Genomic DNA, 25,313 nt, shown 5'->3' on the forward strand with positions numbered 1-25,313 from the left:
GTTTTATTCCTCCGAGACGACAAGCGGACGCTGATCAACCAGATTTAGGCCGAAGCCGTCAAGTCCTACAATGTGGCGTTTGGTATTTGAAAGCAGAATCATGTCGCGAATGCCCAGATCATGCAAGATTTGCGCACCAACACCATAATCACGCAAATCCGCATCACCGGTTGCCTCGGCAAGTTCCTGACGCAGGGATTCGCCATCACCGCCATTAAGCTCGATCAGTTTGGCAATCGATGATGACAGCGTGTTTGGCCGCGGTTCACGGATCAGAACAACAACACCGCGCCCCTCTTCGCCAATCTGGCACATGGCAGCGGCCAGTTGCCCGTGATGCCCGGCCTGGGTATCACCAAGAACGTCTTCAAGAACATTTAGTGCATGCACACGGGTCAAAACGGGGGCCGGATCGCTGATGTCGCCCTTTACCAGCGCGATATGTTCAGCATAGGTGACGTTGTTGACATAAAGATGCATATCAAATTCGCCGCCATTCACACTTTGGATTTTGGTCGTCGCCTTGCGCTGAACAACTTTTTCATGTTTGCGGCGATAGCGGATCAGATCGGCAATCTGCGCGATTTTAAGTCCATGCTTCTTGGCGAATTCCACCAGTTCGGGCAAACGCGCCATTTCGCCATTTTCGCTCATGATTTCGCAAATCACGCCTGACGGGTTCAACCCGGCAAGACGCGCGATATCAACCGATGCCTCGGTGTGGCCGGCGCGAACCAGAACACCGCCCGGACGCGCACGCAGCGGGAATACATGCCCCGGCGTCACGATATCATGGCGCCCGGCATTCGGATCGATGGCAACTGCAACCGTACGTGCACGATCGGGTGCCGAAATGCCGGTGGTAACCCCGGTCTTTGCTTCGATCGAGACGGTAAATGCGGTTTCATGGCGGGTGCCGTTATGGGCACTCATCATGGTCAGGCCAAGCTCGTCACACCGTTCAGATTCCAAGGTCAGACAAATCAGACCGCGCCCGTGGGTCGCCATGAAATTGATGGCGTCGGGTGTTGCCATCTGTGCCGGAATGACAAGATCGCCTTCATTTTCACGATCTTCGTCATCGACCAGAATGAACATCCGGCCATTGCGGGCTTCTTCAATGACTTCTTCTATTGGCGAAAGATATTGATGCGACATGTATGATCAATCCTTAACCAGCATGCGCGCAACATAGCGTGCAAGCATATCGATTTCGAAATTGATCCGGTCACCCGGCTGTTTCGAACCCAGGGTCGTGTGCGTTTGCGTATGTGGTATCAGATTGATACCAAATGTGTTTCCGTCAACCTCATTGACGGTCAAAGAAACACCTTCAAGGGTCACAGAGCCCTTGGACGCGATATATTTTGAAAATTCTTCGGGCACCTCAAAGGTCAGACGCAAAGAATCACCTTCCGGAATGCGTTTGGTCAGGGTTGCGACACCGTCCACATGCCCCGAGACGATATGACCGCCAAGTTCATCACCGACACGGGTCGCCTGTTCAAGGTTCACCTTTGCTCCGACCGTCAGATCCCCCAACGTGGTGCGGTCAAGGCTTTCGGCCGATGCCTCGATCGCAAACCAGTCATCACCGGTCTCAATCACGGTCATGCACGCACCGTTACATGCGATCGACGCCCCAAGGACAATCTTCGACGTATCAAAAGATGTCGTGAATTCAAACCGGGTATCGCCGGTTTTCTTGATTGCGCGCACCGTCGCGATATCGGTAATGATGCCAGTAAACATGCAATTATCCCGTTTTACAATCGTAAGTTACCGCGATATCTTCACCCAGAACACAAACAGATGTACGGGTAAAGCGCGGCATATCAACAAGCCGTTCAACACCAAGTTCGGCGATCATTGCCTTGCCATCATCCCCCAACAGGGCTGGTGCAACAAAATGCACGATACGATCAACGCATTGCGCAGTGATCAGCCCTGCGGCCAAGGCCCCGCCACTTTCGACAAGCACCCTGGTCAGTCCGGCATCGCCAAGCTTTTGCATGACGTCATGTAGGTCCAAATGATCGCCGTCGCATCCGGCTTCGATCACTTTTACCGAAGTTTTTTCAAACTTTTCCGATAGTTCGGCAAATTTTGCGCCGGATGTCACGACCCAGGTGGCAACCTCGGATGCCGTCCGGATCAGTTTCGCGGTTTCGGGGACCTCGCCCCGGCGGTCCAGAATAACCCTTACCGGTGATTGATGGGCGCGTCCCGGCAACCGACAGGTCAGCGTCGGGTCATCTGCAAGAACAGTTTTCGCCCCAACCAGAATGGCATCGTGATTGGCCCGCAACAGGTGCCCGTGTTCGCGTGCCGCGTCGCCGGTGATCCATTGACTTTCACCGGACCGGGTGGCCGATCGTGCATCCATGGTGGCGGCAAGCTTCAAGGTCACAAATGGCCTTTTGCGCTCCACCCGCGACAGGAAACCTTCATTGATTTTTCTGGCTTCATCGCAAAACAGACCAACATCCACGGAAATACCCGCGTCACGGAGCATCGCATGCCCCCGCCCCGATACACGATCATCCGGATCGGTCAGTGCACTGACGACACGGGTAACACCGGCTTCAATCAGGCCGGCCGCACAGGGGGGAGATTTTCCGAAATGGCTACAGGGTTCAAGTGTGACATAGGCTGTCGCCCCGCGGGCCAGATCACCGGCCATATCCAGGGCAACGCGTTCTGCATGGGGACGACCACCGGGCTTGGTATGGCCACGGCCGACAATCACGCCGTCTGCTGAAACAAGGACGCAACCGACGGACGGGTTCGGCCAGACATTTCCCAAACCGCGTTTTGACAGGCTCAATGCGACCCGCATGAAATGCCGGTCGTCTTCGCTAAACGCGGGGGGTGCCATTACTCTGCGTCCGCCTCTTCTTCCCCGTCATTCATCTTTTCCACGAATTGTTCGAAGTCGCGTGCTTCGCGGAAATTCTTGTAGACCGAAGCGTAACGTACATAGGCAACCTGATCGAGGGCATTCAACGCCTCCATCACCATTTCACCAATGGTATCGGTTGAAATGTCACTTTCTCCGCTGCTTTCAAGGCGTCGCTGAATACCATTCAAGGCCTTCTCGACGCGCTCGTCTTCAATCGGACGCTTGCGGCAGGCAAGAAAGATCGACCGCGCCAGTTTGTCGCGGTCGAACAATTCGCGTTGCCCGTCCGTTTTGACCACCATCAATTCACGCAACTGCACACGTTCAAACGTTGTGAAGCGCGATCCGCAAGCCGGGCAGAACCGACGACGACGAATGGCATGATGCTCTTCTGTCGGGCGGGAATCCTTGACCTGGGTATCAGTATGTCCGCAAAACGGGCAACGCATTATCTATACTCGGCTCTTGCGATCAGGAATAGATCGGGAAGCGTTTGCAAAGGTCTTCGACCTTCGCACGAACAGCGGCTTCGACCTCGGAATTGCCTTCCGGGTTGTCAACCATGGCATCAAGAACGTCACCGATCAGCTCGCCGATCTGTTTGAATTCTTCAACACCGAAGCCACGGGTCGTACCAGCCGGCGTACCAAGACGAATACCCGAGGTAACGGTCGGCTTTTCGGTATCGAACGGAATGCCGTTCTTGTTGCAGGTGATGCCCGCACGCTCAAGTGCGACTTCAGCGGTGTTGCCCTTAAGCCCCTTGGGACGCAGGTCAACCAGCATCAGATGCGTATCGGTGCCACCGGTCACGATATCAAAGCCGCGCTTGACCAGAACTTCGGCCAGTGCCTTGGCATTGTCGACGACCTGCTGGGCATATGCCTTGAATTCCGGACGCAGTGCTTCGCCAAAGGCAACCGCCTTGGCTGCAATCACATGCATCAGCGGACCACCCTGCAAGCCCGGGAAGACCGCAGAATTGATCTTTTTACCAATGTCGAGATTGTTCGACAGGATCATGCCGCCACGCGGACCACGAAGGGTTTTGTGCGTGGTGGTGGTGACGACGTCAGCATAGGGAAGCGGGCTCGGATGAACGCCACCGGCAACCAGACCGGCAAAGTGCGCCATATCAACCATCAGAAGCGCGCCAACCTTGTCAGCGATTTCACGGAACCGTTTGAAATCGATCTGGCGCGGAATGGCAGAACCACCTGCAATGATCAGGGTCGGCTTGTGTTCAACGGCCAATGCTTCAACCTGATCATAATCAAGGGTCAGGTCGTCTTCACGCACGCCATACTGGATCGCATTGAACCATTTGCCCGACAGTGCCGGACGTGCACCATGCGTCAGGTGACCACCGGCATCCAGCGACATGCCCAGAATGGTATCGCCCGGCTTGCAAAGTGCCAGCATGACCGCACCGTTTGCCTGTGCACCGGAATGCGGCTGAACGTTGACATACTCACAGCCAAAGATTTCCTTGGCGCGTTCGATCGCCAGGGCCTCGGCAACGTCAACATATTCGCAACCGCCATAATAACGACGCGACGGGTAACCTTCGGCGTATTTGTTGGTCAGGACAGTACCCTGTGCTTCGATAACGGCTTTGGAAACGATGTTTTCCGAAGCGATCATTTCGATCTGGTTCTGCTGACGGGCAAGTTCGTCGGTGACGGATTTGAACAATGCCGGATCGGCGTCGGACAAGCTGGTAGAGAAAAAGCCTTTGAACGACATGCTGGGGCCTCTTTCGATGCAAGGTTACAGGGCAAGGTCACAGGACGGGCAACAATCAAACGCACCCTGCCCGGTCTGGTTAATGCCAGATGGCGGTGAAATATGTTTGCTCAGGACATCTTTGCAATACGGCCTTCATGACGACCGCCTTCGAATTCGGTCGAAATGAATGCATCAACACAATCAAGTGCCGTCGCTTCGCCAAGCAGGCGTGCGCCAAGGCACAGAACATTTGCGTTATTATGCTGGCGGCAAAGTTCGGCCGAAAGACGGTCATGAACAAGGGCAGCACGGACCTGCGGGAACCGGTTGGCCGCGATGCTCATGCCAATACCCGAACCGCAAACCAGAATGCCGGCATCGGCTGAACCGTCAATGATCGATTTGGCAACGGCCTGTGCAAAGTCCGGATAATCCACCGATGCAGACCCATTGGTACCAAGATCGGAAACCTCGACGCCACGGTCTTTCAGAAGTTCGATGATGGCTGATTTCAGTTCAACGCCGCCATGGTCGGACGCAATGGCAAGGGTTTTGACGGTCATCGGCGCGCCTTTATTCAAAAGTCAAAGAGTAAAATTGAGCGCCTTGTAGCATATAGCGGTGTCCCTGCCAACGCAGAGCTCGGCCAGAATGGCAAGTTTTGCGAAACCCAGATATGCGCATTGATGGACGCATATATATTGTCACCTGCCCGGCCCCGGGATTTGACACGCAATAGTATTAAGCGAAATCCAGAAACACCACAAAGTAGCGTCCCTTTACTGCCCCGGCAAAGAATTAGAGATTTAATCACGAAGACAATATTAACCAATTGGTCAAAATATCTGCCCTCACTGCATAACTATGCGCGTAAAAGTACTAATTACGATAATCTTATACGCACCCCTATATACTTGTCTGATGATAACATCAGATAAATGACCCTTGTTATTTTCTGTTGTTTGACTATCTGTTTGGAATAGTGCATTAGTTTTAATGTGAATTTTCAAATGAAGGGTTACTTCAATCATGGCCGAAACTGAGAACAGCGTGCTTGACCGCGACGAACTCTTGCAGATGACCGTTGATATTGTTTCTGCATATGTCAGCAACAATGCACTTGCTGCTGCGCAGATTCCTGAACTGATTTCTACTGTCTTTTCTTCGCTTGACGACATTCGTGAAGTTGAAAAAGAACCTGAACAAGAACCGCTCAAACCCGCTGTTCCTGTGCGTAAATCGATTGGCGATGACTACATCATCTGCCTTGAAGACGGCAAAAAGCTCAAGATGCTGAAACGCCACCTGCGCACGACCTACAACCTGACGCCTGAAGAATACCGTGCAAAATGGGGCCTGCCGGCCGACTACCCGATGGTCGCACCGAACTACGCCAAACAGCGTTCGCAGTTTGCCAAAAAGATCGGTCTTGGACGCAAGGCGAAGTAACTTTTCAGACTGCCCAGAAATACCGGTAGTCTTGCTGACAAGAAAACGCCGTTCCCAAAAAGGAACGGCGTTTTCTTATGTCCGGTCATAAAAAAAGCCCGGCATGTGCCGGGCTTTTTCCAAATCGGATGATTTGATTAGTTTGCGTAGTCGTAGGAACCGTTGTCCCACTCGTAGAATACGTAACCCGGAGCAGCAACATCACCCTTGGCATCGAACGAGATCGAACCAAGAACGGTGTCGAAGGTTGCACCGCTGTGCAGAGCTTCGATAACAGCTTCGGAATCAGTGGTACCGGCTTTGGCAACAGCCTGCGCCCAAGCCTGGATCGCGCCATAGGTGTAAAGGGTGTAACCTTCCGGCTTGTAACCCTGACCTTCGAAGTATTTGACGAGTTCAGCGTTGCGCGGATCTTTTTCAAGAGCCGGACCAGCGGTGAACAGCGTGCCTTTACCAGCGTCGCCAGTGATCGACCAGTATTCGAGCGAGTTCAGAGCATCACCCGAAATGGCAAGGGTATCCATACCCTGAGCGCGCATCTGACGAACAATCAGGCCAAGCTCGGTGTGGTAACCACCATAATACAGAACGTCGATGCCTTCTGATTTCAGCTTGGTCACCAGTGCCGAGTAATCTTTCTCGGCCGGGGTGATTGCTTCGTACATGGTTTCGGTAACGCCGGCAGCGTTCAGGTTTTTCTTGGTCTCGTCAGCCAGACCTTTGGAATAAGCCTGTTTGTCGTGAACGATGGCGATTTTCTTGTCGCCATAGTTTTCCGCCAGGTATTTACCTGCGACTTCACCCTGCTGGTCATCACGACCGCAAACACGGAACACGTTGTCCATGTCACGCTCGGTCAGCTGCGGGTTGGTCGAAGCCGGGGAAATCTGAACGATGCCTTCTTCGAAATACACTTCCGATGCCGGGATCGAGGAACCCGAGCAAAAGTGACCAGCAACGAGAGCAACGTTTTTGCTGACGAGCTGGTTGGCAACTGCAACTGCCTGTTTCGGATCGCAAGCGTCATCGCCGATCTCGAGAACGACTTTTTCGCCATTCACACCGCCAGCAGCGTTGAGGTCAGCAACCGCTTTCTCTGCGCCCTTGGTCATCTGTTCGCCGAACGCCGCATAAGGACCGGTCATCGGACCAACGGTCGCGATCACGATGTCAGCCTTGGCAGCACCCATTGAAAGAACAAGCGCGGAAGCAGTGGCAAGAAGGCCGAGCTTGGTTTTCGACATTAGAGAAGTCTCCCTGTTCCAAAGGTTGGTTCCATCACCATGACAGAACCATCTTTTCGGACCCGAAACCGGCTCATATTCTTCGCCGATTACCGGTTTCAGCTCCCTAGTACTTTAACACCCCTGAATTGGTGTGCAATAGTACAAACTGGTGTATTGCCAATTATTTAGCAATGGTGTGGTGGCGCAAAACGCCACCACAAAAATCAGCGCACATCCGCCCCTTCGCGGGCACGATATGCAAACGGACCAACGCGTTCATAAAGCCACGGATATTGCGACAGCATCTTGTTCACCTGGGTCAGCCGGAAGGCCCCCAGCATGATTGTAAACAAGATTACCGTGTCAAAAATATAGCCTGAAAGCGAAAGAAGTTCGCCTTCGAACAGCGCATAGACCATGAAACGATCAACAAGACCGAGCAACAGCGCATACGGCAAAAGCTGGTATGACGGCCGCCAGGTATTGGCGATGGCCTGTCCGGTCATAAAGGCACAGAAGCCCATCAGAATGATGGTCATGCCAATGGTGACGCCAATGCTGGTCCCCGTAATGGATTCCATATCAGACCTCCTTAGTGGCCGCCTTCGAGATAGGCTGCACGAACTTCCGGGTTTGCCAGAAGTTCCGCACCCGTCCCCGAGAGCGTAATATTGCCATTGACCATCACATAACCGCGATGAGCGAGCTTGAGCGCATGGAATGCGTTCTGCTCGACAAGGAAGACAGTTACCTTGTTTTCGCGGTTAATCTTTTCAACGGTCTCGAAAATCTGCTTCACCACAAGCGGTGCCAGACCAAGTGACGGCTCATCCAGCAGCAAAAGACGTGGACGTCCCATAAGGGCACGGCCGATCGCAAGCATCTGCTGCTCGCCACCGGACATGGTCCCTGCACGCTGGCTGATGCGTTCCTTCAGGCGCGGGAACAGATCAAACACCATTTCAAGATCCGAATCGAAATGTTTCGGGTCCTGGGTAATTGCCCCCATCTGAAGGTTTTCATAAACCGACATCCGCGGGAAGATGCGACGACCTTCCGGCGATTGCTGAATGCCAAGATTGCAGATCTCATGCATCGGCATGCGACTGATATCCTGACCTTCGAACAAAATCCGGCCTTTGCTTGCCTGCGGCGATCCGCAGCAAGTCATCAGCAACGTGGTCTTACCGGCACCATTGGCGCCGATAAGGGTAACGATTTCACCTTCGTTGACTTCCATATCAATGCCCTTGAGGGCTTCGATATTGCCATAGAAGGTATGAACACCTTCGATTTTAAGCATGGACATATCGATGAACTCCCTCAGTGCGCATTCGGATCAACATTAAGGTCGGCGGCAACTTCCGGCGGAAGCTCGTCATCCTCTTCTTCGCCAAGATAGGCGCGGATAACGGCCGGATCATTCTTGACGGCATCGGGATTGCCATCGGCAATCTTTCGTCCGTAATCAAGAACGATCACATGGTCGGAAATCTGCATCACGACGCTCATGTCATGTTCGATCAGAAGGCAACCAACGCCCTGATCATCACGGATGCTTTGCAACAGGATGTTCAGTTCTGCCGACTCACGCGGGTTAAGGCCCGCTGCCGGCTCATCCAGGCAAAGAAGTGACGGATCAGTACACATTGCACGTGCGATTTCCAGACGACGCTGGGAACCATATGGCAGGTTACCGGCATTCCAGTCGGCCTGATCATACAGACCAACCTTGTTCAGCCAGAACTTCGCCTTTTCGATCGCTTCCTTTTCCGCCTTTGCATAGCGGCCAAGGTTGAACAGCCCGGCAATGGAAAATGCAGATGCTTCCATCAGCCGGTTATGCTGCGCAACGATCAGGTTTTCCAGAACCGTCATCCCGGTAAACAGGCGAATGTTCTGGAATGTACGTGCAACACCGTTATTGCGCGGAATGCGGAACCCTTCGGTCCGCTCCAGCAAACGGGGGCCATCATTGGCATGCAGGGTCAAACGCCCCTCGGTCGGGACATAGAACCCGGTCAGGCAGTTAAACACCGTGGTTTTGCCAGCACCGTTCGGGCCGATGATTGCTGTGATTTCACTTTTATTAGCCGTGAAAGACAGGTCATCAATCGCGACCAGACCGCCAAAGCGCATGGTCAGGTGTTCGACTTCGAGCAGTTTGTTGTCGGTCATTTCAACTCTCCGGCAACTTTTTCTTTCTGGCTCATATTGAGCAGAATGGTCGGGTCACGGAAGGACAACAGACCGCGCGGACGCCACAACATGATGGCAACAATACCGGCACCAAAGATCAGCATGCGGTATTCGGCAAGTTCACGGAACATTTCCGGGAAACCGATCATCACGATGGCGGCCAAAACCACACCGATCTGACTGCCCATGCCGCCCAGAACCACGATCGCAAGAATCACGGCAGATTCAAGGAAGGTGAAGCTTTCCGGGCTGATAAAGCCCTGACGGGTGGCAAAGAAGGCCCCGGCAAATCCACCGAACATCGCACCAATCGCAAAAGCCGAAAGCTTGGTGTTGGTCGGGTTGATGCCAAGCGAACGGCATGCGATTTCGTCTTCACGCAGCGCTTCCCATGCACGACCGATCGGCAGTTTGCGCAGGCGCATGGTGACAAAGTTGGTCACAAGTGCCAGTGCAAGGATCAGGTAGTACAGGAAGATCAGGCGATGCATGGACGAATAGTCCATCCCGAACAGGTCGCTAAAGGCAACGGAGCCCTCAGGCACACGGCGGGAGAAATCGGCAAGCCCAAAGAAGCTCGGACGTTCGATCGAAGAAATGCCATCCGGGCCACCGGTCAGATCATACCAGTTGATCAGAACAACACGGATGATTTCACCAAAGCCCAGCGTCACGATGGCCAGATAGTCACCACGCAAACGCAGAACCGGGAAGCCAAGAATGATGCCAAAGCTGGCAGCAAAGATCCCGGCAAGCGGCAGGCAAAGCCAGAAGCTCAGATCGAAGTTCTGTGACAGCAATGCATAGGAATAAGCCCCCACTGCATAAAATGCCACATAGCCAAGATCAAGAAGACCGGCCAGGCCAACCACGATATTAAGCCCCCACCCCAGCATGATGTAAATCATCACGAGGGTCGCAAGGTCGATCGCAGAACGGTTTTCCCCGAACAGGAAAGGGAAGATGATGAAGAAGATAATCCCCACCAGACCGATCTTTTTGGTGTTTGAGCGATAAACCAGCTGGATCTTGGACGACAGCTTTGCCCTTTCATCGACTTCGACCGCGCCTTTTTCCTTCATCGAGAAATAGGCGATGGCAAAAACGATGGCGACAAAGGCGATGGCGACAACAGTGCTAAGCACACTGCCAAATGCCATATCCAAGACCACCGGCGATGCCCAGCGATCATCCATGTCACGGAAACGGACAAACATTTCGAACACGGCAACCGCAGTCACCGTAATCAGCAATGCCTGGACAATTCGGGACATGCCTTCGCGGCGCATGATCAGGGCAAAACGCCCGACCACGGTTGATCCGATGGCAATCAGAACAAGATCCCAGCGAACGGCCAGTTCCAAACCGGTCGGACGGTCAACCGTTTCAACACCAAGGATCATGACCGACATCAGCAGCGCGACAACTGCAAAGAACGCGAGTTCCTTAACAACTTCCGAGCCGTTGGTACGAGTTGATGCAAATGCAGATGACATCAGACTTTCTCAACCTCCGGCTTGCCAAGCAGACCCCACGGGCGGAAGATCAGCACAAGAACCAGAATACCGAACGTTGCAACGTCCTTGTATTCAATCGTGAGATATCCCGACCAGAATGCTTCGATCAGACCAATCAGCAACCCACCAAGCATGGCGCCCGGCAGCGACCCGATACCGCCAAGAACGGCGGCGGTGAAGGCCTTCACACCGGCCAGGAAGCCGATATAGAAGTCGATCACACCATAATACAGGGTCACCATCATCCCGGCGACAGACGCCAGTGCGGCCCCCATGACAAAGGTGGTCGAAATCGTACGGTCCACATTCACGCCCAGAAGGCCCGCCATGGTGCGGTCCTGTTCACAAGCGCGCTGTGCACGACCAAGCGAGGTTTTGGCGATCAGCAGCGAGAAGACAACCATCAGCACAAAGGTCAGAACGATGATCACGATCTGCATGTAGCTGAGCTGGACGTCGAAATTCGCGCTTTCCATAAGGGTAATGCCGCCCTCAACAAGCGGCTGCATCGGCTTAACGCGCGCGCCCTGCGAAATCTGAACAAAGTTCTGCAGGAAGATCGACATGCCGATGGCAGAAATCAGGGCTGCCAGTCGGAAGGATCCGCGCAAGGGCCGATATGCCACACGTTCCACGCCCCAACCGTAAATCGAGGTCAGAACCATTGAAACGAACAGCATCAAAAGAAGTGTGAGCGGAAGAATGCCGCTGATCCCTGCCGCCTGACAGATCAGGAAGGTAATCAGGGAATGAAACGCACCGAGCATATAAATCTCGCCGTGCGCAAAGTTGATCATGCCGATGATGCCGTACACCATCGTGTAACCGATGGCGATCAAACCATAAATGGCTCCCAGCGTCAGACCGTTGATCAATTGTTGTAGGAAATAAGCCCAATCCATTGCACAACCTTAGATTTGGCACAGACAAACAAGGTCCTCGCCAGCTCGGCAGAAGGCATCAAGCCACATATATATGTATTGATTGGATGAGACATAGTCTCCCCATTGCCCCCTTGCAAACCCGCGAAGCCTCCGTCTTATTGTTATCGGGTATGACCCGTTTTTAGCCTTCGGAGCCGACCATTCTGTTTGTGGTTCTTACTTCCGAAAGCGCGATTAGAGCGTGAACCTTAGACACATGTGTTCAAAGGCTGCAAGCGGCTTTGAGATTTTAGTGAAAATCACCAAATCAGGAATTGATATTGGAATAAAACACTGATCCGATAAGCCACCCGCTCTTTATATTGTATACATTATCCCTTTTTCAGGACGTATTCAAGTTTTTGTGCGGCGACCCTTTTCAACTGTTCAGGATTCCGACTCACAGGTCCCGCAACGGTTACCTCCACCCCGGTTTTACCATCAATCGCCGTACAACGCAGATAGGTTCCCACCTGACGAAGTTCAAAGTAAATCTCGTTTGACGTATTGTGTCGCGTGGTCATTGTAATGCTGATGATCCTTGGGAATGTAACCGCCCCTATTGTGCGCCCATTCTCGGACAACGCAATAGATAACAAAAACGGGCCCGGAAATCCGGACCCGCTTTGACACAGCATCTGAGAACGAGATCACTTTTCCCCGTCCAGCATTTTTACAATGGCCGAGAAATCCATGCCCCCATGGCCGCTATTGGAATAAAGCGCATAAAGGCTTTCAGCGAGCGCCCCCATCGGCGTTGTCGCCCCCGATGCCGCCGAAGCCTGCTGGGCAAGTTTCAGGTCCTTAAGCATCATATCAACTGCAAATCCCGCTTGATAATCGCGGTTTGCCGGGGATGTCGGTACCGGCCCCGGAACCGGGCAATAGCTGGTCAGCGACCAGCACTGGCCAGATGCCTTTGACGAGATGTCAAAAAGCTTCTGGGCATCAAGGCCAAGACGCTTGGCCAGCATGAAGGCTTCGGAAACAGCAATCATGCTGACACCCAGTACCATGTTGTTGCAGATCTTTGCCGCCTGCCCGGCACCACTGTCACCTGCATGGATGATGTTGCTGCCCATTCCTTCGAGGATCGGCTTTGCGCGGGCGAAATCAGCATCAGAACCACCAACCATGAAGGTCAGGGTCCCGGCTGCGGCCCCGGCGGTTCCGCCGGAAATCGGTGCATCCACCGCACCAAGGCCCGCCGCACGGGCAAGCTCAGATGCCTTGCGCGCGGCATCGACCTCGATCGTGGAACTGTCGATCAGAACTGTACCGGCCTTGGCATTGGCAATCACCCCGTCCGGGCCGTCATATACCGAAAGAACATGTTTTCCGGCCGGAAGCACGGTTACAACAAATTCAACATTGCTTGCTGCTTCGGCCACTGTTGCAGCCTTGCCCGCACCGCCATCAACTGCCTTGGCCACCGCATCTGCAGACAGATCGAATACCTTGACGTCGTGCCCTGCCTTGACAAGGTTTGCCGCCATCGGGCCGCCCATATTGCCAAGACCGATAAAACCGATAGTCGCCATTTGAAGTCTCCTCTGACATCCCGTGCGGGACTTTTGTTTTGATTTTTCAGGACCATAGAATGGTCCGGATCGTTTTAAAGATTAAGTTCTTTTTCCACCGGAAGCGGTTCGAAATACTCGGCAATTTCACGCGGATCGACCTGGCCGATATCGCCATGCTGCCATTTCGGGGCATGATCCTTATCAACGATTACGGCCCGCACCCCTTCAAACAGGTCGGGCTTGCGCACCATTCGTTGTGACATCCGGTATTCCATATTCAGAACCGAAGCCAGCGTCATCTCACGCCCCTGACGGATCTGGTCGAAGCTGACGCACAGTGCCGTCGGTGACTTTGCCGCCAGAATATCAAGGGTTTCCTTGCCAAACGCGGTTTCTTCACGTTCAAGCGCCTCGAAGATTGCAACAACACTGTCACCGGCAAACGTCCGGTCAATATCATCGCGAAGGGTCGCAAGCGGCGCATCACCAAAAGCCGTTTCATAGCGCTTGAGAATATCTGCAATCACGGCCTTTGCATCACCCTCATAGGACGCCACCGCAAGATCGGCCTTAAGACTGTCAAGCTTGTCGGTTGCAACGCCGTGAGTTGCAAGACCTGCATAAAGACAGTCCGCGGCCTTTATCCGCGCACCGGTCAGGCCGAGATACATGCCGATCTGCCCCGGGCATCGTGGCAGGAAATAGCCACCCCCAACATCGGGGAAAAACCCGATTCCGGTTTCAGGCATTGCAAACAGGGTCCGCTCAGTCGCCACCCGGAACATGCCGTGTATCGAAACACCGACCCCGCCGCCCATCGTGATGCCATCCATCAATGCGACATAGGGTTTGGGATAATTGGCGATGTAATGATTAAGGTGATATTCGCGCCGGTAAAAGGCATCAAGCAGATCTTCGTCATCAGTCTTACGCGCATCATAAAGACCGCGAATATCGCCGCCTGCACAAAAGGCCTTTTCACCGGCACCCTCGATCACAACGGCCTTGATCGACGGATCGGTTTCCCATGATTTGAGTTGCCCCATCATCATATCAACCATCACAAGATCGAGCGCATTAAGCGCACGCGGGCGATTAAGAACGATCTGCCCGATTGCACCTTGTTGGGAAAAAAGCACGGGCGCGTCAGCAACAGTGGTTTGGGTATCAGAAGTGTTATTCATGGCCTAGTCTTTCAAAGCGGCACGGGAAATGATCAGCCGCATGATTTCGTTGGTTCCTTCAAGGATCTGATGAACACGAAGGTCGCGCAACAGCCGTTCGATCGGATATTCGCGAATATAGCCATACCCGCCATGCAATTGCAGCGCCTGGTTACAGACCTCGAACCCGATATCGGTAGCAAAACGTTTTGCCATGGCACAGAACTGCGTTGCATCATCGGCCTTGTGATCAAGCTTCCATGCTCCCTTGTGCAGCATAAGGCGCGCTGCTTCGAGCTCGGTTACCATATCCGCGAACTTGAATTGCAACGCCTGAAACTGATCAAGGCTTTTGCCAAACTGCTTGCGGACTTTCATGTGATCGCGCGCATGTTCCATTGCAGCACGGGCGCCGCCAATCGAACAGGCCGCAATATTCAGCCGCCCGCCATCCAGCCCCTTCATGGCAAATTTGAAACCTTCACCCTCTTCGCCCAGACGGTTTTCGACCGGCACCTTGCAATTGCTGAAGATAACGGCGGATGTCGGCTGACTGTTCCAGCCCATTTTTTCTTCAAGCTTGCCAAATGAAAGCCCGTCAGTGTCCTTGGGAATGATAAAGGTCGAAATGCCATTCGGGCCGTCATCGCCGGTACGCGCCATCACAACATATATATCGCTGCGTGATCCGCCGGAAATGAACGCCTTTTCACCATTAAGGACATAATGATCGCCATCACGAACCGCCCGGGTCCGAAGCGATCCGGCATCTGACCCCGCGCCCGGCTCCGTCAGGCAATAACTTGCGAAATGTTCCATCGACACAAGCTTGGGCAGATATGTTTCGCGCTGCGTGTCCGATCCGAAACTATCGATCATCCAGCACGCCATATTATGGATCGAGATATAAGCCGCAGTAGACGGGCACGCCGCCGCAAGTTCTTCAAAGATGACAGCCGCATCAAGACGGCCAAGCCCGGTTCCACCGAACTCTTCCCGCGTATAGATCGCGGCAAAGCCGAGCTCTGCTGCCTTGCGCAGGGTTTCTTCGGGGAAAATGTGCTTTGCGTCCCATTCACCCGCATGTGGTGCCATTTCGTTCTGGGCAAAATCACGCGCAGCCTGGGCAAATGCCTGCTGATCGTCAGACAGGTTGAATTCCATTGGATCGCCGCCTCTGAAGTTTATCTGTTTTCCCTTTACGTAAACGTGAAAACACCCTCTTGTCAATTCATTCGGTATAACAGTACCGAATTATCACTATATTAAAAAATCACACCGTTTACGTGCATTCCCGTAGTCGTTTTCACCAAATGTTTCTTGCTGATGATGGTGCTGTCGGCTTACCTTCTCCGCGTCAGGAACAACAATAAATCAGGGAAACACATCATGTCGTCCACGAAACCGGAAACCATTGTTCTTCATGCAGGCTATCGCGCCGACCCGACCACCGGGTCTGTTGCGGTTCCGCTGTATCAGACCACCAGTTATCAGTTCCGCGACACCCAGCATGCCGCCGACCTTTTCGCGCTTAAGGAACTTGGCAATATCTATACGCGCCTGATGAACCCGACCAATGATGTGCTTGAACAGCGCATTGCCGCCCTTGAAGGTGGTGCTGCTGCGGTTGCACTTGGTTCGGGTCAGGCAGCATCGACTTTTGCCGTGCTGAATATCGCACAGGCCGGCGACAATATTGTCAGCTCGACAGATTTGTATGGCGGGACCTGGAACCTGTTTGCCAATACATTCAAGCAAATGGGAATCGAGGTGCGCTTTGCAGATCCAGCTGACCCGGAAAGCTTCCGCAAACTCGCCGATGACAAGACCCGTGCCTTTTATGCGGAAACCTTGCCGAACCCGAAATTGCAGGTCTTCCCGATCCGTGAAGTTGCCACCATCGGTGACGCGCTGGGCATTCCGCTGATTATCGACAACACGGCCGCCCCGGTCATCTGCAAACCGATCGAACATGGCGCAAGCATCGTAATGTATTCGACCACCAAATTCATTGCCGGTCACGGCACGTCGGTTGGTGGTGTTGTGGTCGATTCCGGCAAATTTGACTGGGAAAAACATGCCAAACGCTTTCCGCTTTTGAACGAACCTGATCCCAGCTATCACGGTGCGGTCTGGACGCAGGCAGTCAAACCGATTGGCCCGGTTGCCTATGCGATTAAATTGCGCTGCACGCTGTTGCGTGACATCGGCGCCGCTGCATCCCCGTTCAATTCATTCCAGACCATCCAGGGCATGGAAACACTGCCGCTGCGCATGGAACGTCATTGCGAGAACGCCAACAAGGTTGCCGACTTCCTGGCATCACACCCCAAAGTCACCAAGGTCATCCATCCCAGCAAACAGGACGGTGAAAGCCGCCGTCGTGCAGACAGCTATCTTAAAGGTGGGTACGGGTCACTGATGGGCTTTGAACTGGCGGGTGGCAAAGACGCCGGTGAGAAATTCATCAATGCGCTTGAGCTGTTCTATCACGTCGCCAATATCGGCGACACGCGATCACTTGCCATCCATCCGGCTACGACGACTCACAGCCAGCTGTCGGAACAGGATCGTCTGTCATCGGGTGTGACTGACGGTTATGTCCGGCTGTCCATCGGCATTGAACATATTGACGATATTCTGGCCGATCTGACACAGGCCCTTGATAAAGCCTGATATTGCAAAACTTTGCGACGTCATCTGCAACCGGTCGAACCAACGTTCGACCGGTTTTTCATTGACCAAATTCGCAAACAGGCCTAGATGAAATCGGCAAAACATGCACAACATGCAAAACAGGCACCGCAATGTCGAGCGTCATCACCCGTCAGGATGAAATCCTGAAACTGCTGCGAAACATGGGAACAGTTCATATTCATGACCTGGCCGCCCTGTTTCATGCATCCCTTGATACCATCCGCCGCGACTTGCGCCAGCTTGAAGACGAAGGACAGCTGCGCCGCATCCATGGTGGCGCGGTGCTTCCCAACAAGCCAAGCGAAACCTATGAAGAACGCGCACGTGATCTTCAGCCTGAACGCACGGCCATTGCCCAGAAAACAGCCCGCGATTTGATCCCGGATGACGCCGTGGTCTTTTTTGACAGCGGCACCACCATTTGCGAAGTGGCACGGCACCTCAAACCGTCATTTCGTGGCACGGTTATTACCGTCAACCCGATGATTGCCGTCGAATTGGCCGCCCACCCGAACGCCCGGGTCATAATGCTGGGCGGTACGCTTCTGAAAAATGACATGGTTGTTTGTGGACCGACCACAATTGATGAAATCCGCAAATATAATGCAGATCTGGCATTGCTCGGGACTTGTGCGCTGCATCCTGAGTCGGGTCTGTCCACCAGCCACCCCGATGAACGCGCATCAAAGGCCGCAATGATCAGCCAATCCGCCGAAATCATCGCTGTCACCACCGCCGACAAACTTGAAACCAGCCTGCCATTCCGGGTGTGTGATATTGATGCGATATCCCACCTTGTAACAGGTCGCAAACTTTCGGCCGGATATCTCAAAAACTATGCCAAGCGCGGCATGAACGTTGTTCAGGCCTGACTGCCCAAACGCCCAGTGACCGGAGCCACCAAAGATGCAAAATTATTCCCAGCCCCATAACCGGGTACGCACCATCTTCTTTTTGCATGGCGCTGCCTTTTCAAGCTGGGTACCACATATCCCCCTGGTGCAGGAACGGCTTGGCCTTGGTCATGACGAACTGGGTGGTATTCTGCTGGCTGCTGCCATTGGGGTGCTTGCCGTGATGCCAATCGCCGGCCGCCTTTCTGATCGCATCGGAAGCGAACTGGTCGTGCGCTATTCCGGGCTGGCCTATTTCATTGCGGTTGGCATTCCGGTTTTCATGCAATCCTATGTCAGTATCTCTGTTGCGATGTTTGCCCTTGGATTTTCCGGTGCGTTTCTTGATGTGGCAATGAATGCCAATGGCCTGAATGTCGAACGGGTCAAAGGACGCAGCATCATGTCAGGACTTCATGGCTGTTGGAGCCTTGGCGGCTTTGCCGGTGCCGGGATTGCCGCGGCATGGTTCGCCCTGCCCTTTGACAACAGCTACCACCTGCCCGTCATTCTTTCGGTCTTTCTGATCGCCCATATCATTGCCCAAACCAAACTTTTGCCCGACCGGGATGCAATCGCCATCTTGCAGGACAATCAGGAAACGGCAGACCATGCTGCTACCGGCAATGCGGGAACATCCGGTGCGCAAAAGGACCGCCCGATGTTCCTGATGCTGCTTCCGTTCGGTGTTTGTGCCTTTATCGGGCAATTCGGCGAAGGCGTCATTACCGATTGGGCGACAGTCTTCATGAATAGCGAACTGTCATCGGGTGCGACCATGGCCGCTGTCGGCTTTGCCATTTATTCCTGCGCAATGGCTGCAACCCGGCTGTCGGGTGATGCGTTGGTGATGAAATTCGGCCGTGCACCGGTTCTTTTGACAAGCTCTGTTCTGGCATCCCTTGGCACCTTTATCATCGCCCTGTCACCGCATTATATCGTGGCCTGGATCGGGTGCGGCATTGCCGGCACCGGGCTTGCGGTTATTCTTCCGCTTTTGCTGTCGGCAGCATCAAAGGCCACGGGCAAAGGTGGCGGTGCGGTGGTGTCGATCATCGCGGCCACAGGTTATTCGGCAATCATGGCAGGACCGCCGATTATTGGCGCAATCGGTCAGGTGGCCGGCCTTGTCACAGCATTTGCCATCACCGCCAGCTTCCTTGCCCTGATTATCCCGGTTTACCTTCTGACCATGCGTGCACGGCTGCAATTCGCCAGCAATGGTTGATTGCGCATGAAATCTGTCCCATAAATTGGCCTGTCCACTCCTCGGGCAGGATCCAAGGTTCGCCCCGCCTCACAGAACAGAGTACAGATCATGGCCAACAAATTCGCCTATGGCACATTTCCCAGCACCCGGCAGCGTCGTAACCGCATGTCCGATTGGTCCCGTCGCATGGTCGCGGAAAGCCGCTTGACCGCACATGATCTGATTTTGCCGGTCTTTGTGATTGATGGCACCAACCAGCGAACCCCGATCCCGTCCATGCCCGGCGTTGAACGCCAGTCGGTCGATGTATTGGTCGAAACCGCCAAACATGCAGAAAAACTTGGCATCCCTGCCCTGGCACTGTTTCCCTATATCGAAGCGAACCTTAAAACCAAGGACGCGCGCGAAGCCTATAACCCCGACAATGTCGTGTGCCGTGCGACCAAGGCGATCAAGGATGCCTGCCCCAATATCGGCATCATCACCGATGTCGCCCTTGACCCGTTCAATTCCGATGGTCAGGACGGGATCGTCGTCGATGGTCAGATTTTGAACGACGAAACCACCGAAGCATTGGTCCGTCAGGCTCTTGTCCAGGCCCAGGCAGGTTGTGACGTTGTCGCGCCATCCGACATGATGGATGGCCGCATCGGTGCGATCCGCAAAACCCTTGAAGGCGAAAGTCTCAAGAACGTTCAGATCATGGCCTATTCCGCGAAATACGCGTCCTCTTTCTATGGACCGTTCCGTGACGCCATCGGTTCTGCAAGCGCGCTGGGCAAGGCAGACAAGAAAACCTATCAGCTTGACCCTGCCAATAGCGACGAAGCGATGCGTGAAGTTGCCTATGACCTCGAAGAAGGTGCAGATTCGGTCATCGTCAAACCGGGTCTTCCGTATCTGGATGTTCTCTATCGCGTGCGTCAGGAATTTGGCGTACCGGTCTTTGCCTATCAGGTATCGGGGGAATATGCCATGTTGCGGGCTGCGGGCCAGAATGGCTGGCTGGATTATATCGGCTGCGCGATTGAAACGCTTTCATGCTTCAAACGTGCGGGCGCATCCGGGGTTCTGACCTATAGCGCCATTGAAGTCGCCGAGGCGCTTGAAGGATAAACCACAGCACGCAATCCCGATCCAGAACACAAAAAAGGGCCTCAAACGAGGCCCTTTTGCATTTCCCGGGATCATAAAGTCAGATGATCAGGCGCAACAGGCAGCTTCGCTGACCGGGTCGGCGATACCATGGCCGATTGCACGCGCGCAGAAATGCGGCCGCAGACCGGATTTGGCAAAGACACTTTCGATATCCTGACCATCAAGGAATCCCCCCTGATGCACCAGAAGCGTCTTGATCCCCGATGCAAGACCGCCCAGGACATCCGTATGCACCGTATCGCCAACCATCAGGACGCGATCACGGCTGACATCCGGGTGGCGACGCAGAACTTCTTCAAACACGTGATGATACGGTTTACCGACACATTGGGGCATCACCCCGCATGCATCCGCTGCCAGATGGGCGAAATAGCCCGATTCCACGGACAGGAAGTCCCCCATTGGCGCACAGATATCCGGATTACCGACCAAAATCGGCCGCGGATTGGCGGCAAGGCTTTGTTCCAGCATTTCCTGCTGCTGATCTGACCAGTTTTCCGAATCAATCAACAGAAAACCATCGACACGGTCATAGAGTGCGCGGTCCGCGCCAAGCGGCTCGACAGTGTCAGGCAAGACATGAAACGGCCAGTCCGCCGGGGCCATTGCGCCCCAATGGGTAATATCGGCATGTTCATGCATCAGTGGTGCAATGAATTGCTGACTGCTGATCAGGTTGCTGTTGTCAAAATCAAACCCGCGTTTGCGATGGCGGGCAAGGATGGCCTCTGCCGAACTGGACGCATCGTTGGTGACAACGGCAATCTTCTTACCCGCTTCCTGAAGCGTGGCGATGGTTTTGACAGCACCGGGAATGGCCGTCGGGCCGCTATTGAGAACGCCAAACGCGTCAAACACAATCAGATCAAACTGATCGGAAATCGCCAGAAGATTTTCGACATAGTCGGTTTTTGCCGGAACAGCATCAGCCTGCACTTGCGGCAATCGCGGCGCATATTGCAAATATGCGTCGATTGCCTGCGTAAAATTCAAACGCGGCCGATTGATGCTCATGGTCAATTCTCCTGTTCGTGCATTTGGTCGCGCAAGTTACGGTCTTTTCCGGCTGATTGCGACCCCAAATACATCCCAATTCCTGTTAAATGCGCGCAACTGCCAAAATCAACCGACACGCGTCGCGCAATTTCATTAGCCATGCACCATTAGCATAGCAATTAAAGTTGCAAAAGAAGCCTCATGTAACCGTATTATCGCCAATTCATTGCCATTTGGTGACTTTCTGCGCTTTCCAAGCCGCTGCCATGCAAAAAACGCATTGGATTAACACAACAATCAGACGTAGATTGCCTTCACCAAATGAATAGGACGTATCGACTGGTAAATGCGCCATCAAGCAGATGATCATTCGATACATTGTAAACAAACCGACACGTCAAACCAGTTAACTATTCCTTCGCGGAATACCTTCGGTGAGAACATGCCGGTTATCTGAATAGACGCCGTGTGAAACGGCCGGTTTGAAATAGGTGATGAAATGATCGTAACTAAAATCTTCGCTTTCCTTCGCGCTCTTCGCGTTCAGTACCAGACCCAGGTTGCGCTGCGTAAACTTGATACGCGCGAACTGGCTGACATCGGTCTGAACCGCGACATGATCGACGATGTAGCACACCGTGTTGCTTTCGGTCGCTAAGCCACGACCGTAGCGTCCTTGAGAAAAACCCCGGCAGATGATCTGCCGGGGTTTTTCTTTGTCCGCATTTCAGCATCGTCAGTATTCAGCCACGTCCGCACTCATGCGGCCTCAACATCGTGGCGGCCCAATCGCCTAGCTTGCAAACAGGCCCTTATAGTCGTCGCGCAGGACATTCTTCTGGACTTTGCCCATCGCATTGCGCGGCAGCTCTTCGACAAAGAACACCCGCTTGGGCACCTTGAAGTTCGCAAGCTGCGATTTGATGGCGCCGATTACCCCATCCTCTGACAGGGCCTCCTTGTGGGTCGGAACGATTATGGCGACAACCGCCTCGCCAAAGTCGGGATGTTGAACACCGATCACGGCACTTTCAACAACCCCTTCCATTTTATCGATCAGGGTTTCGATTTCTTTCGGATACACGTTAAAGCCGCCAGAAATCACAAGATCCTTGGCCCGTCCGACAATATGGACATAGCCCTTGGCGTCGATCTTGGCGATATCGCCGGTAATGAAAAAGCCGTCCTGGCGAAATTCTTCTGCTGTTTTTTCCGGCATCTGCCAGTAACCGGCAAAAACATTCGGCCCGCGCGCTTCAAGAACGCCGATCTCGTCGGTTCCCAGAACGTTACCGTCCCCATCACAGACGCGAACCTCAACATCGGGAAGTGCCGGGCCAACAGTATGAACAATACGCTCCCCGTCCAGCGGGTTGGACGTCGCCATCCCCATTTCCGTCATGCCATAACGTTCCAGCAAAGCCTTGCCTGTACGCTGCTTGAACGCAGTGAAAGTTTCTGGCAACAACGGGGCGGATCCCGATATAAACAAGCGCATGTTAGCGGTAACATCCGCATCAAAGTCATCTTCTGCCAGCAATCGCACATAGAATGTTGGAACACCCATCATCACCGTACTGCGCGGCAAAAGCGCCATGACCTCGTCACTGTCAAATTTCGGCAGGAAGAACATCTTTGAGCCCGACAATATCACACAGTGACAGGCGATGAAAAGCCCGTGGGTGTGGAAAATCGGCAAGGCATGCAAAAGGGTATCATCCCCGTTAAAGCCCCACAGCTTTTCAAGCGTTGCCGCATTGGACCACAGGTTCATCTGGGTCATCATTGCGCCTTTGGGCTTTCCCGTGGTGCCTGACGTATAAAGGATCGCGGCCAGATCATCATCGGCACAGGCCACAGGCGCGAACTGCCCGGATTGTCCGGCGGCACCATCCATAAGACTGCCATCACCCCTGGTGCCAAGTGTCAGAACATGGGTCACCCCCTGCTCCTTGGCGATTGCGGTGACTTCTTCCAATCGATGGGGCTGACAAACAAACACCACCGGAGATGCATTGCCCATGAAATATGAAAGTTCCCCGGCCTGGTAGGCGGTGTTTAGCGGCAAGTAAACCAAGCCAGCCCGGATGCACCCCAGATACAGGAACAGTGCCTCGGGGGATTTATCGACCTGAACAGCCACCCGATCCCCTTTGCGCGCACCAAGTGACGTCAACAAACCGGCAATCCGCGCCGATGCCGAATCCGCGTCGGCATAGCTGTATGTCTTGCCGGTCGGTGTTTCGATCAGAACCGACGAAAGGTCTTTTGGAAACCGGTCACGGATACGCATGAAAAGGCTGTTGGTCACTGTATTGCTTCCCCGAAGATTGGTCTTTTGGCCGACAGGTCCCCTGCCGGTTCCGAATGCGGGCAACATAGTGCAATCAATCATTATCGGTAAACAAGTACCTTTTTACCGATAATGATATTTTCCAAACGTAACACGATAAAAAAACGGGTAAGCAGAAAAACTGCTTACCCGCACGGTAATCAATTAACCGTCGCAACTTGGTGCGCGGTCAGGCCACATAGGGGAATTCGCCATCCACGAACGGGAATGCTTCGCCAACCGTGACCTGCATTTCCGGGAAGAACCCGTTGAAGTGGGTCGCAAGTGCGTTGCTATAGGCCCCGATATGGCCAAATTCGATCCAGTCCCCTTCGCGGATGTCCGCAGGCAGGGAAACAGCCGCTGGCAACACATCCATATTATCGCAGGTCGGGCCATAAATAGTGAAATCAAGCGTTTCATCTTCGATGAATTCACCATTGATCCGCATGGGCCGCACCGGATAGCGAAGCTGCCCCGTCACGGTTTCAGACAGGCTTCCATAAACACCGTCATTGATAAACAGGGTATCTTCCTTGCGCAGGTGAACCTGGGTAATCAGGGAAATGCCACTTGAAACAAGTGCACGACCCGGTTCGCACATAAAGGTCGTTTCGGGCATATCAAGCCAGCGAATGCAATCCTTGATCTCGTCCATGAATTCTTCAAGGCTGGCACCGCGCTGGTTCATATACTGGCCCGGGAAACCGCCACCGACGTCGATGTGTTTAACCTGAACACCGGAGAAATCGACAACCTGGCGGATCAGCTCAACCGCGATCCGATAGCCGTTCGGCGTGGTGCATTGCGACCCGACATGGAAGCAAAGACCGGCTTCATATCCGTATTCATCAACCTTTTTAAGGAGCTCTGCTGCGACCATCGGACGCGCGCCAAACTTTGCCGACAGGTTATAGGTCGCCCCGGCCGGGGGCGTTGCCAGGCGCACATGAATGACAAGGTTCTTGTCGCCTTCGGTTTCTTCGCGGATTTTCTCGAGCTCTTCGATCGTGTCGATGACATAGTGATCAATGCCATACACACGATGCGCATTTCGGATGGCATCGCGGCTTTTGACCGGATGCATAAAATAGGCCTTCATGCCCGGAAACTGGCGACGTACCAGCGAAATTTCTTCTGGCGATGCCGTGTCGAAATGTCGAACACCCCCTTCATGGAGATAGCGCATCACTTCGGGATGCGGATTACATTTCACGGCATAAAGGACGTCGCCCGGGAACATTTCGACAAAGCGCTGCGCTGTTTCTCGAAGAATATTGGGTCTGAGACAATAAACCGGATAGGAAGGCTTGAGTTCCTTAACAACATCGAACGTCGTATCGAAATGACGTGGCATAAATACTCCATCGTTTGCGAAATGCTGGCGCCCAGACACG

25 protein-coding genes are annotated in these 25,313 nt (G+C 53.6%); 6 read left to right on the forward strand and 19 right to left on the reverse strand.

Annotation, left to right across the window (positions count from 1 at the left end; all coding sequences use genetic code 11):
- Positions 1 to 3: 3 nt before the first annotated feature.
- The 6 genes from ribB to rpiB all read right to left on the reverse strand — a co-directional run bounded on the left by ribB (position 4) and on the right by rpiB (position 5,193).
- Positions 4 to 1,158 carry a 3,4-dihydroxy-2-butanone-4-phosphate synthase gene (ribB, locus tag M9H61_RS04405; protein ID WP_250283618.1) on the reverse strand — a complete coding sequence of 385 codons (1,155 nt, stop codon included), beginning with the start codon at positions 1,156 to 1,158 and terminating at the stop codon, positions 4 to 6.
- A gap of 6 nt (positions 1,159 to 1,164) precedes the next feature.
- Positions 1,165 to 1,752: a riboflavin synthase gene (locus tag M9H61_RS04410; RefSeq protein WP_250283621.1), complete on the reverse strand. Its 588-nt coding sequence runs from the start codon at positions 1,750 to 1,752 to the stop codon at positions 1,165 to 1,167.
- A gap of 4 nt (positions 1,753 to 1,756) precedes the next feature.
- Positions 1,757 to 2,878: a bifunctional diaminohydroxyphosphoribosylaminopyrimidine deaminase/5-amino-6-(5-phosphoribosylamino)uracil reductase RibD gene (gene ribD / locus M9H61_RS04415; RefSeq protein ID WP_250283622.1), complete on the reverse strand. Its 1,122-nt coding sequence runs from the start codon at positions 2,876 to 2,878 to the stop codon at positions 1,757 to 1,759.
- Positions 2,878 to 3,351 (reverse strand): transcriptional regulator NrdR, encoded by a 474-nt coding sequence (gene nrdR / locus M9H61_RS04420; protein WP_068519019.1) that lies wholly within the window; start codon positions 3,349 to 3,351, stop codon positions 2,878 to 2,880. Before nrdR ends, ribD begins: the two co-directional genes overlap by 1 nt.
- A 22-nt stretch (positions 3,352 to 3,373) precedes the next feature.
- Positions 3,374 to 4,648 (reverse strand): serine hydroxymethyltransferase, encoded by a 1,275-nt coding sequence (gene glyA / locus M9H61_RS04425; RefSeq protein ID WP_068519018.1) that lies wholly within the window; start codon positions 4,646 to 4,648, stop codon positions 3,374 to 3,376.
- Between the two features lie 110 nt (positions 4,649 to 4,758).
- Positions 4,759 to 5,193 (reverse strand): ribose 5-phosphate isomerase B, encoded by a 435-nt coding sequence (rpiB, locus tag M9H61_RS04430; protein ID WP_250283624.1) that lies wholly within the window; start codon positions 5,191 to 5,193, stop codon positions 4,759 to 4,761.
- A 466-nt stretch (positions 5,194 to 5,659) separates the two neighbouring features.
- On the opposite strand from rpiB, the gene M9H61_RS04435 reads away from it, so the two are divergent.
- Positions 5,660 to 6,079: a MucR family transcriptional regulator gene (locus tag M9H61_RS04435; RefSeq protein WP_068519016.1), complete on the forward strand. Its 420-nt coding sequence runs from the start codon at positions 5,660 to 5,662 to the stop codon at positions 6,077 to 6,079.
- Between the two features lie 137 nt (positions 6,080 to 6,216).
- Here the strand turns inward: M9H61_RS04435 and M9H61_RS04440 are convergent, their stop codons facing one another.
- The 10 genes from M9H61_RS04440 to M9H61_RS04480 all read right to left on the reverse strand — a co-directional run bounded on the left by M9H61_RS04440 (position 6,217) and on the right by M9H61_RS04480 (position 15,794).
- Complete coding sequence (locus M9H61_RS04440) at positions 6,217 to 7,323, reverse strand: branched-chain amino acid ABC transporter substrate-binding protein (protein WP_250283626.1); 1,107 nt, start codon at positions 7,321 to 7,323, stop codon at positions 6,217 to 6,219.
- Between the two features lie 206 nt (positions 7,324 to 7,529).
- Positions 7,530 to 7,886 carry a DUF6867 family protein gene (locus M9H61_RS04445; RefSeq protein ID WP_250283629.1) on the reverse strand — a complete coding sequence of 119 codons (357 nt, stop codon included), beginning with the start codon at positions 7,884 to 7,886 and terminating at the stop codon, positions 7,530 to 7,532.
- A gap of 11 nt (positions 7,887 to 7,897) precedes the next feature.
- Positions 7,898 to 8,608 carry an ABC transporter ATP-binding protein gene (locus M9H61_RS04450; RefSeq protein ID WP_068519204.1) on the reverse strand — a complete coding sequence of 237 codons (711 nt, stop codon included), beginning with the start codon at positions 8,606 to 8,608 and terminating at the stop codon, positions 7,898 to 7,900.
- Positions 8,609 to 8,628: 20 nt separating this feature from the next.
- Positions 8,629 to 9,483, reverse strand: coding sequence for an ABC transporter ATP-binding protein (locus M9H61_RS04455; protein WP_068519013.1), 855 nt, complete (start codon positions 9,481 to 9,483; stop codon positions 8,629 to 8,631).
- Positions 9,480 to 11,000 (reverse strand): high-affinity branched-chain amino acid ABC transporter permease LivM, encoded by a 1,521-nt coding sequence (gene livM, locus M9H61_RS04460; RefSeq protein WP_250283630.1) that lies wholly within the window; start codon positions 10,998 to 11,000, stop codon positions 9,480 to 9,482. The genes M9H61_RS04455 and livM overlap by 4 nt, the downstream gene beginning before the upstream one ends.
- Positions 11,000 to 11,923: a branched-chain amino acid ABC transporter permease LivH gene (locus M9H61_RS04465; protein WP_068519011.1), complete on the reverse strand. Its 924-nt coding sequence runs from the start codon at positions 11,921 to 11,923 to the stop codon at positions 11,000 to 11,002. The genes livM and M9H61_RS04465 overlap by 1 nt, the downstream gene beginning before the upstream one ends.
- Before the next feature lie 353 nt (positions 11,924 to 12,276).
- Positions 12,277 to 12,582, reverse strand: coding sequence for a hypothetical protein (locus M9H61_RS20660; protein WP_371922209.1), 306 nt, complete (start codon positions 12,580 to 12,582; stop codon positions 12,277 to 12,279).
- Between the two features lie 12 nt (positions 12,583 to 12,594).
- The gene (mmsB, locus tag M9H61_RS04470; protein ID WP_068519010.1) at positions 12,595 to 13,485 is read right to left on the reverse strand and encodes a 3-hydroxyisobutyrate dehydrogenase; all 891 of its coding nucleotides are present in this window, start codon (positions 13,483 to 13,485) and stop codon (positions 12,595 to 12,597) included.
- Between the two features lie 74 nt (positions 13,486 to 13,559).
- Positions 13,560 to 14,651, reverse strand: a complete 1,092-nt coding sequence (locus M9H61_RS04475) for an enoyl-CoA hydratase/isomerase family protein (RefSeq protein WP_250283632.1) — start codon at positions 14,649 to 14,651, stop codon at positions 13,560 to 13,562.
- Between the two features lie 3 nt (positions 14,652 to 14,654).
- Positions 14,655 to 15,794: an acyl-CoA dehydrogenase family protein gene (locus tag M9H61_RS04480; protein WP_250283634.1), complete on the reverse strand. Its 1,140-nt coding sequence runs from the start codon at positions 15,792 to 15,794 to the stop codon at positions 14,655 to 14,657.
- A gap of 225 nt (positions 15,795 to 16,019) precedes the next feature.
- Here M9H61_RS04480 and M9H61_RS04485 point away from each other — a divergent pair, with 225 nt between their 5' ends.
- The 4 genes from M9H61_RS04485 to hemB all read left to right on the forward strand — a co-directional run bounded on the left by M9H61_RS04485 (position 16,020) and on the right by hemB (position 20,546).
- A complete protein-coding gene (locus tag M9H61_RS04485; RefSeq protein ID WP_250283637.1) occupies positions 16,020 to 17,306 on the forward strand; it encodes an O-acetylhomoserine aminocarboxypropyltransferase/cysteine synthase family protein in 1,287 nt (428 codons plus the stop codon).
- A 131-nt stretch (positions 17,307 to 17,437) separates the two neighbouring features.
- Complete coding sequence (locus M9H61_RS04490) at positions 17,438 to 18,199, forward strand: DeoR/GlpR family DNA-binding transcription regulator (protein ID WP_101246285.1); 762 nt, start codon at positions 17,438 to 17,440, stop codon at positions 18,197 to 18,199.
- A 34-nt stretch (positions 18,200 to 18,233) separates the two neighbouring features.
- Positions 18,234 to 19,448 carry an MFS transporter gene (locus tag M9H61_RS04495; protein WP_250283639.1) on the forward strand — a complete coding sequence of 405 codons (1,215 nt, stop codon included), beginning with the start codon at positions 18,234 to 18,236 and terminating at the stop codon, positions 19,446 to 19,448.
- A gap of 90 nt (positions 19,449 to 19,538) precedes the next feature.
- Positions 19,539 to 20,546: a porphobilinogen synthase gene (gene hemB / locus M9H61_RS04500; RefSeq protein WP_068519004.1), complete on the forward strand. Its 1,008-nt coding sequence runs from the start codon at positions 19,539 to 19,541 to the stop codon at positions 20,544 to 20,546.
- A gap of 87 nt (positions 20,547 to 20,633) precedes the next feature.
- Here the strand turns inward: hemB and M9H61_RS04505 are convergent, their stop codons facing one another.
- Positions 20,634 to 21,602 (reverse strand): HAD-IIA family hydrolase, encoded by a 969-nt coding sequence (locus M9H61_RS04505; RefSeq protein WP_250283641.1) that lies wholly within the window; start codon positions 21,600 to 21,602, stop codon positions 20,634 to 20,636.
- Positions 21,603 to 22,083: 481 nt separating this feature from the next.
- Here M9H61_RS04505 and M9H61_RS04510 point away from each other — a divergent pair, with 481 nt between their 5' ends.
- Positions 22,084 to 22,242 (forward strand): DUF1127 domain-containing protein, encoded by a 159-nt coding sequence (locus tag M9H61_RS04510; RefSeq protein WP_082817820.1) that lies wholly within the window; start codon positions 22,084 to 22,086, stop codon positions 22,240 to 22,242.
- Between the two features lie 135 nt (positions 22,243 to 22,377).
- On the opposite strand, the gene M9H61_RS04515 is transcribed toward M9H61_RS04510, so the two are convergent.
- Both M9H61_RS04515 and M9H61_RS04520 read right to left on the reverse strand, forming a co-directional pair.
- Complete coding sequence (locus M9H61_RS04515; protein ID WP_371922210.1) at positions 22,378 to 23,895, reverse strand: malonyl-CoA synthase; 1,518 nt, start codon at positions 23,893 to 23,895, stop codon at positions 22,378 to 22,380.
- Between the two features lie 211 nt (positions 23,896 to 24,106).
- Positions 24,107 to 25,273 carry a type III PLP-dependent enzyme gene (locus M9H61_RS04520; protein WP_068519001.1) on the reverse strand — a complete coding sequence of 389 codons (1,167 nt, stop codon included), beginning with the start codon at positions 25,271 to 25,273 and terminating at the stop codon, positions 24,107 to 24,109.
- Positions 25,274 to 25,313 lie beyond the last annotated feature (40 nt).

Source organism: Thalassospira sp. GO-4, assembly GCF_023588965.1.
GTDB lineage: Bacteria > Pseudomonadota > Alphaproteobacteria > Rhodospirillales > Thalassospiraceae > Thalassospira > Thalassospira povalilytica.

Excerpts from the sequence above, each read along its gene's own strand:
- ribB (WP_250283618.1), bottom strand. The coding sequence starts at position 1,158 with ATGTCGCATCAATATCTTTCGCCAATAGAAGAAGTCATTGAAGAAGCC.
- M9H61_RS04410 (WP_250283621.1), bottom strand. The coding sequence starts at position 1,752 with ATGTTTACTGGCATCATTACCGATATCGCGACGGTGCGCGCAATCAAG.
- ribD (WP_250283622.1), bottom strand. The coding sequence starts at position 2,878 with ATGGCACCCCCCGCGTTTAGCGAAGACGACCGGCATTTCATGCGGGTC.
- nrdR (WP_068519019.1), bottom strand. The coding sequence starts at position 3,351 with ATGCGTTGCCCGTTTTGCGGACATACTGATACCCAGGTCAAGGATTCC.
- glyA (WP_068519018.1), bottom strand. The coding sequence starts at position 4,648 with ATGTCGTTCAAAGGCTTTTTCTCTACCAGCTTGTCCGACGCCGATCCG.
- rpiB (WP_250283624.1), bottom strand. The coding sequence starts at position 5,193 with ATGACCGTCAAAACCCTTGCCATTGCGTCCGACCATGGCGGCGTTGAA.
- M9H61_RS04435 (WP_068519016.1), top strand. The coding sequence starts at position 5,660 with ATGGCCGAAACTGAGAACAGCGTGCTTGACCGCGACGAACTCTTGCAG.
- M9H61_RS04440 (WP_250283626.1), bottom strand. The coding sequence starts at position 7,323 with ATGTCGAAAACCAAGCTCGGCCTTCTTGCCACTGCTTCCGCGCTTGTT.
- M9H61_RS04445 (WP_250283629.1), bottom strand. The coding sequence starts at position 7,886 with ATGGAATCCATTACGGGGACCAGCATTGGCGTCACCATTGGCATGACC.
- M9H61_RS04450 (WP_068519204.1), bottom strand. The coding sequence starts at position 8,608 with ATGCTTAAAATCGAAGGTGTTCATACCTTCTATGGCAATATCGAAGCC.
- M9H61_RS04455 (WP_068519013.1), bottom strand. The coding sequence starts at position 9,483 with ATGACCGACAACAAACTGCTCGAAGTCGAACACCTGACCATGCGCTTT.
- livM (WP_250283630.1), bottom strand. The coding sequence starts at position 11,000 with ATGTCATCTGCATTTGCATCAACTCGTACCAACGGCTCGGAAGTTGTT.
- M9H61_RS04465 (WP_068519011.1), bottom strand. The coding sequence starts at position 11,923 with ATGGATTGGGCTTATTTCCTACAACAATTGATCAACGGTCTGACGCTG.
- M9H61_RS20660 (WP_371922209.1), bottom strand. The coding sequence starts at position 12,582 with ATGCTGTGTCAAAGCGGGTCCGGATTTCCGGGCCCGTTTTTGTTATCT.
- mmsB (WP_068519010.1), bottom strand. The coding sequence starts at position 13,485 with ATGGCGACTATCGGTTTTATCGGTCTTGGCAATATGGGCGGCCCGATG.
- M9H61_RS04475 (WP_250283632.1), bottom strand. The coding sequence starts at position 14,651 with ATGAATAACACTTCTGATACCCAAACCACTGTTGCTGACGCGCCCGTG.
- M9H61_RS04480 (WP_250283634.1), bottom strand. The coding sequence starts at position 15,794 with ATGGAATTCAACCTGTCTGACGATCAGCAGGCATTTGCCCAGGCTGCG.
- M9H61_RS04485 (WP_250283637.1), top strand. The coding sequence starts at position 16,020 with ATGTCGTCCACGAAACCGGAAACCATTGTTCTTCATGCAGGCTATCGC.
- M9H61_RS04490 (WP_101246285.1), top strand. The coding sequence starts at position 17,438 with ATGTCGAGCGTCATCACCCGTCAGGATGAAATCCTGAAACTGCTGCGA.
- M9H61_RS04495 (WP_250283639.1), top strand. The coding sequence starts at position 18,234 with ATGCAAAATTATTCCCAGCCCCATAACCGGGTACGCACCATCTTCTTT.
- hemB (WP_068519004.1), top strand. The coding sequence starts at position 19,539 with ATGGCCAACAAATTCGCCTATGGCACATTTCCCAGCACCCGGCAGCGT.
- M9H61_RS04505 (WP_250283641.1), bottom strand. The coding sequence starts at position 21,602 with ATGAGCATCAATCGGCCGCGTTTGAATTTTACGCAGGCAATCGACGCA.
- M9H61_RS04510 (WP_082817820.1), top strand. The coding sequence starts at position 22,084 with ATGATCGTAACTAAAATCTTCGCTTTCCTTCGCGCTCTTCGCGTTCAG.
- M9H61_RS04520 (WP_068519001.1), bottom strand. The coding sequence starts at position 25,273 with ATGCCACGTCATTTCGATACGACGTTCGATGTTGTTAAGGAACTCAAG.